This is a genomic window from Haloferax sp. s1 (genome assembly GCF_058382125.1).
Genome location: NZ_JBZRPK010000727.1, coordinates 20,525 through 27,048, shown reverse-complemented (window position 1 = coordinate 27,048; position 6,524 = coordinate 20,525). Strand labels below are relative to the sequence as shown.

Here is a 6,524-nt window from a genome sequence, read left to right as displayed (position 1 = left end):
CACCACCCCCCCGTCGGCAGCGGGCGCCCTCACCCCCACGGTAACCCCCGTGCCCCCCCCCGCGGCGTTCCCCGCCGGCACGAATACCGAGACCGGGGGCAGGAGGGCCAAAAAAACCGACCCGCCCGTCGGACCCCCCGCGAGGGTGCTTTCGGGCAGCGGCCTGTTCGCCGCAGGGTTCACCAGCGCGACGACCGCTCCGTTGGCCGGCGCGTACGCAACCGCCGGTGCACTCGGCTGGGAGACGGACCTCTCGTCGACGAAGTTCCGCGCCGTCTGGGGTTCGATTCTGCTCGTCGGTATCGTCTTTTCGGGACTCGGTTACAGCCCGGTTGAGGCGATTCTCTTCGCGCAGGTCGCAAACGGCGTCCTGCTTCCAATCGTCGCTATCTTCCTCATCTACATTATGAACGACCGCGACATCCTCGGCAACTATGTCAACAGCACGACGCAGAACATCGTCGGTGGTATCGTTACAATCATCGTCGTCTGGCTCGGTCTCCGGACGCTCTACACGGTTGCAGGAAGCTTAGGGGTGCTCTGAATGGTAGATGAGACACGCCTCGGCGTCGATGTCGGTGGGACGTTCACTGACGTGGCCCTGTTAACCCCCGATGATGAACTCGTAACCGCGAAAGTCCCGAGCACTGACGACCAGAGCGTGGGCGTCATCGAGGGCATCGAGAAAGCCTGCACGGAGGCGGGTATCTCTCCCGCCGACGTGGACGCGTTCACGCACGCGATGACCGTTTCGGTCAACGCATTGCTCGAAGACGACGGTGCGAAGACGGCGCTCGTCACGACCGAGGGCTTCCGCGATGTCCTCGAAATCGGACGCCAAACCCGCCCCGACCTCTACGACGTGACGGTCGACAAGCCCGACCCGCTCGTCCCGCGTCGGCGACGGTTCGAGGTCTCGGAACGCGCCACTGTCGACGGCATCCAGCAGGCTGTCGACACGGACGAGGTCGAAGCACTCGCCGACGACATCCGAGAATCCGGGGCTGAAAGCGTCGCCGTCAGCCTCCTTCACGCGTATCGACATTCCGAGAACGAGCAGGCTGTCGCGGAGGTTCTTCGCGACGAACTCGACGTTCCGGTCTCGGTTTCCCACGAGGTCCTCGCCGAGTTCCGGGAGTTCGAGCGCACCTCGACCACCGCGGTCGATGCCTACGTGACGCCCGCAATCGACGCCTATCTCGGTCGGCTCGAAGCCCGTGCGGACTCACTCGGCGTCCCCGTCCCCCGAATTATGCAAGCGAACGGCGGCATCGCTCCGGCGAAGACTGTCCGAGAACACGCTGTCACGACCACCATGTCCGGTCCCGCGGCGGGTGTCGTCGGTGCTGCGGAGACGGCGACAGACGACAGTCTCGACGGACTCGTGACCTTCGACATGGGCGGCACGTCCAGCGACGTGAGCCTCGTTCGTGACGGCGACGTCGAACAGACGACCGACGCCGAAATCAACGGCCGTCCAATCAAGACGCCGATGGTCGATGTCGAGACCGTCGGTGCGGGCGGCGGGTCCGTCGCGTGGGTCGACGCGGGTAATGCGCTCCGTGTCGGTCCTCGCTCTTCCGGCGCGCAACCGGGTCCTGCGTGTTACGGCCGCGGCGGAACCGAACCGACAGTGACCGACGCGAACGTCGTCCTCGGCTACATCGGCGGCAGTTCTGCACTCGGCGGCGAACTCTCGCTGGACGTTCCCGCGGCCGAGGACGCGCTCGCGTCGCTCGCCGACGAGGCCGGTCTCGCAGATTCGCTCGAAACGGCACGCGGCGTCTACCGCGTCGCCAACGCCAACATGGCTCGCGCGATTCGGTCGGTGACGGTCGAACGCGGCCTCGACCCGCGCGGATTCGGTCTCGTCGCGTTCGGCGGCGCTGGCCCGATGCACGCCGCAGCACTCGCAGAGAGTCTCGGTATCGAGACTGTCGTGGTTCCCCGCGCCTGCGGCGTTCTCTCGGCGTACGGTTTGCTCGCGGCGGACGAAAAACACGACTCCGTGCGGACGTTCCGAACACCGCTCGAATCGATTGACGCGGCGGCGATTGAGACTGCTTACGACGAACTCGCAGACGACGTGCTCGCCGACGTTGCGACTCCCGAATCCGCGGCAGTCCGCCGCGCTGCGGACCTCCGATACGTCGGCCAGAGTTTCGAACTGACTGTCCCCGTGGACGACGAGTTCGATGCGGTGGCCGTCGAACGGCGGTTCCACGAGGCTCACGAGAGCGCGTACGGCTACCGGATGTCGGACCCGGTCGAACTCGTCAATATCAGAGCGACGGCCGTCGTCGAATGCGACTCACCGTCGGTCACCTATCGGGGCGGGACCGACGCCCGGAAGGGGAGTCGTGATGCGTTCTTTGGCGCGCGTTTTTACGACACACCAGTCTACGACCGCGACCGCATCGCTCCGGGGTCCGATGTTTCCGGTCCGGCAATCCTCGAACAGGACGAGAGTACAGTCGTCGTGCCGCCAGCGTGGCACGGAACCGTCCGCGCGGATGGGACGCTCGTCTTGACCGCGGGAGGTGACGACGAATGACCGACATCGACGCCATCACGCTCGAAATCATGCGCAACCAGTTCGAGAGCGTCGCCGAGGAGATGGGGCAGGTGCTCATCACCTCGTCGTACTCCCCGAACATCAAGGAGCGCCGTGACTGCTCGACCGCGTTGTTCGACGCCGAGGGTCGCCTCCTCGCGCAAGCCGAACACATTCCGGTTCACCTCGGCGCGATGCCCGAGGCCGTGACGACGGTGCTTGAATACGACCCCGAACCCGGCGACGTGTTCGTCCTCAACGACCCGTTCGAGGGCGGAACGCACCTGCCGGACGTGACGATGGTCTCGCCGCTCACGGTGGACGACGAGATACTGGGATACGCCGTCTCTCGGGCGCACCACGCCGACGTGGGTGGCATGACTCCCGGCAGTATGCCCGCCGGTGCTCGCGAAATCTATCAAGAGGGCCTTCGCCTCCCACCGGTTCGACTCGTCACGGCAGGCGAAATCAACGACGACGTGCTGTCGCTCCTCTTGGCCAACGTTCGAAATCCGAGTGAGCGCCGCGCCGACATTCGGGCGCAAATCGCCGCCAACGAGCGGGCCGAAGAACGGCTTTCGGACCTCATCGACGAGCACGGGAGAAAACAGGTCGTCGCCTCGTTCGACGCGGTCATGGACTACTCGCGCGACCGGGTGACTGCGGAACTTCGCGACCTGCCGGATGGTGAGTACCGCGCCCGTGACGTGCTCGAAGGCGACGGCGTCACCGACGACGATATCCCAATCGAAGTCAGTGTAACTGTCGACGGTGAGTCCATTCACGTCGATTTCGAGGGTACCGCTCCACAGGTCGCTGGCAACGTGAACGCCCCGTTCGCCGTCGCAAAGAGCGCGGTCTATTTCGTCGTTCGCTGCGTCACCGACCCGGAGATACCGCCGAATCAAGGCTGTTACGACCCAATCGACGTGCACGTCCCCGAAGGGTCGCTTTTGAACCCGGCTCCACCTGCCGCCGTCGTCGGCGGCAACGTCGAGACGAGCCAGCGCGTGACCGATGTCGTCTTCACCGCCTTCGCGGCGGCGGCACCGGAGCGCGTCCCCGCGCAGGGACAGGGAACGATGAACAATCTCACTATCGGCAGTCGCTCCGGCGGTGAGGATGGATTCACGTACTACGAAACCATCGCCGGCGGCTTCGGCGGCCGAGCGAGCGGCGACGGCATGGACGGCGTTCAAGTCGGTATGACGAACACGCTCAATACGCCAATCGAAGCGCTCGAAGCGGAGTACCCGCTTTTCGTCGAGCGGTACGGTCTCCGAGAGAACAGCGGCGGGCGCGGGACATACCGTGGCGGACTCGGTATCATCCGGTCGGTGACCGTCGAGACGGATGCGACCGTCTCACTGCTGACCGAGCGCCGCCGAGTTGCGCCAAAGGGAGTCGCCGGTGGCGAAGATGGTACTGTTGGGAAGAACGTCCTTTCCGACCCTGAACCGGGTGATACCGATGAAACGTTACCCGCCAAGGTGACGCGGGATGTGCCGTCGGGGACGACGATAACCGTCTTTACCCCCGGCGGTGGCGGATACGGTGACCCGGCCGACCGCAACCCGGACGATATCGAACGGGACCTTGCCGACGAGAAACTGTCGGAGCGGAGCTGAGACTCACTGGTGAGAGTTCCGGCCTGAAAATACCTATTTCTCTGTTATCTGTTTGACTGCTTGTCCCGTTCGCGGGCATCAAATCGATACTATAGTCGTTATCGATGAATTTCTCTCGACAATACAGTTATATTCTGACAGGCGTACTATTCTGTAAGCCAACCGTGAATCAAAGCCTGAACGACACTCCTTCGACGACCGGTGATGAGTCGGAATAGTTCTCGGACTCGCGAGCGAATTTATGCGACGTTTGCCGACTCGTCACTCGACTTCGAGGAGTCTGTACAGCACTCACTCGAAATTGTGGCTGACTTTCTCGGCGTAGAGTACGGGTTCTTGACCCGTATCACCGACGGCGAGCAGCGAATCCAGCAGGCGATTGGTTCGCACGAACTCATCCAGCCCGGCGAGTCGTGCCCGCTGGAGGAAGCCTATTGTCGGCGAACAATTCAGATGGAAGAGAAGTTAAGCGTTCAGGACGCCGAAGCATCGCCTCAGATTCCATCCAACGCGTTCGAGACGTTCAATCTGGGGTGTTATATTGGTACGAAAATCACCGTCGACGACGAGGTGTACGGAACGGTCTGTTTCGGCGACACGACACCCCGAAACGAGCCGTTTCCCGAGAGAAAAGCACTCCTCGTCGAACTCCTCGGACAGTTGATTTCACAGGCACTCGAACGGCGCGCGTACGAAACGAAACTCGAAGAACGAAACCGCCGCCTCGAAGCTGAACGACAACGGTTCAAAGAAATCACCGAGACGACGTTCGACATCATTTACCGAACCGATTTAGCGGGACAGTTCACGTACGCCTCGTCGTCGGCCGAACGAATCATCGGCTACCAGCCTGACGAGTTGTTGGGCACGCAGTTCATCGATTATATCTGCGAGTCGTCGGTTCCGAAGACACTTGCGGCGTTCAATCGCGTCTTAGACGGCCACTACATCGAACAACTCGAAGCCGAATTCAACACCAAAACTGGCGAGACAGTCGTGCTGGAGATTAACGCTCGACCTGTCTACCACGATGGCGAACTTCTGTTGGTGCAGGGTGTCGCCCGGGATATCACGAGACGGGTCGAACAGGAACGCGAACTCCGGATTCAACACCGGGCTATCGAAGACACACATATCGGTATCACGATTGCCGATGCGTCGCTTCCGGGTTACCCTGTTGACTACGTAAACGAGGCGTTTGAGCGACTGACTGGGTATACGGGAGCTGAACTCGGGGGGAAGTCGTATCACACATTCCTGCCTGAAGATGTCGACTCGAACGTTCGAGACGAGATTCGGAACAGTCTGGACGTCGGTGAGTCGATTTCGTTCGAACTGCTCATCACCCGAAAGGATGGCACGCCATTGTGGTGTCGGACTACTATCAGCCCCGTCACGGACGACCAAGGCGAGGTGACACACTTTGTCGGCTTCCACGAGAACGTCACGGAGCAGGAACGGACTGTCCGTCTCGTCGAACTGCTCAACCGGGTCTTACGACACAATCTGCGGAATAGCATGAACGTCATTCTCGGTAACGCCGACCTCTTGCGTGACCCCGCAGTGGCTGATGTGGCCGCCGCTCGGATACGTCGACGGGCTGACTCGCTGGTCCAATTAAGTGAGCGTGCACGCGAGTTAAAACAATACGCGCAGCGCGACCGGAGCCCGACCCGTCTCGACCCTGCTACACTCCTTTCTCGAATTGTCGAGGAACACGAACACGCATTTCCTGATGCTTCCATCGAGACTGACATTTCCACCGAACGGGGAATCTGTGCGGGGAGCGAACTCGAACAGGCAATCTCGGAACTCGTGACGAACGCGCTTACACACCACCCCTCGGATTCAGCACACGTCTCTCTCTCGGTGTCCGATGCCGACGACCAGGTCTACATCGAGGTGATTGACGACGGCCGGGGCATCTCACCAAGTGAAACGGCGTTCGTCGAGGAGGGCCACGAGACGGAGTTAGAACACGGCAGTAGTATGGGTCTGTGGTTGGTTAACTGGATTGTCACCCGATACGGGGGGTCGTTCCAAATCGGACCAATCGACAACCCAACCGAAACGGGAACGCGTGCGACGCTCCTCGTTCCGGCCATCGACGACGAGATGACCGTCGAAGAGGCTGCACAGCCACCGACCGCACTCTTTTGGTAGGTCGTCCTGGATAGCGAACTCCGGGTTACTCTTCAGTCGAAAAATGACCCAGTTCCCGGTACGTTTCCCGCGCCGTCTGGCAGTTCTTCAATAGTTAACGCAGATTGTGATAAATAGAGGATAAAACTCGTGTGAGCTATCGGCTTCTATACTCGCTGGAGGAACGTGCGTAACTCAGC

The 6,524-nt window shown here is 61.4% G+C and carries 4 protein-coding genes; all 4 read left to right on the top strand.

Translation table 11 applies throughout. The features are described from left to right. Nucleotides 1–544 (top strand): divalent metal cation transporter (locus QT222_RS21965; RefSeq protein ID WP_491478366.1); only part of this gene is annotated, 544 nt, incomplete at its 5' end. Beyond that, nucleotides 545–2,554, top strand: a complete 2,010-nt coding sequence (locus QT222_RS21960) for a hydantoinase/oxoprolinase family protein (RefSeq protein WP_491478365.1) — start codon at nt 545–547, stop codon at nt 2,552–2,554. Further along, nucleotides 2,551–4,182 (top strand): hydantoinase B/oxoprolinase family protein, encoded by a 1,632-nt coding sequence (locus QT222_RS21955; RefSeq protein WP_491478364.1) that lies wholly within the window; start codon nt 2,551–2,553, stop codon nt 4,180–4,182. Before QT222_RS21960 ends, QT222_RS21955 begins: the two co-directional genes overlap by 4 nt. 204 nt (nt 4,183–4,386) lie before the next feature. Beyond that, nucleotides 4,387–6,345 (top strand): PAS domain S-box protein, encoded by a 1,959-nt coding sequence (locus tag QT222_RS21950; RefSeq protein ID WP_491478363.1) that lies wholly within the window; start codon nt 4,387–4,389, stop codon nt 6,343–6,345. Nucleotides 6,346–6,524 lie beyond the last annotated feature (179 nt).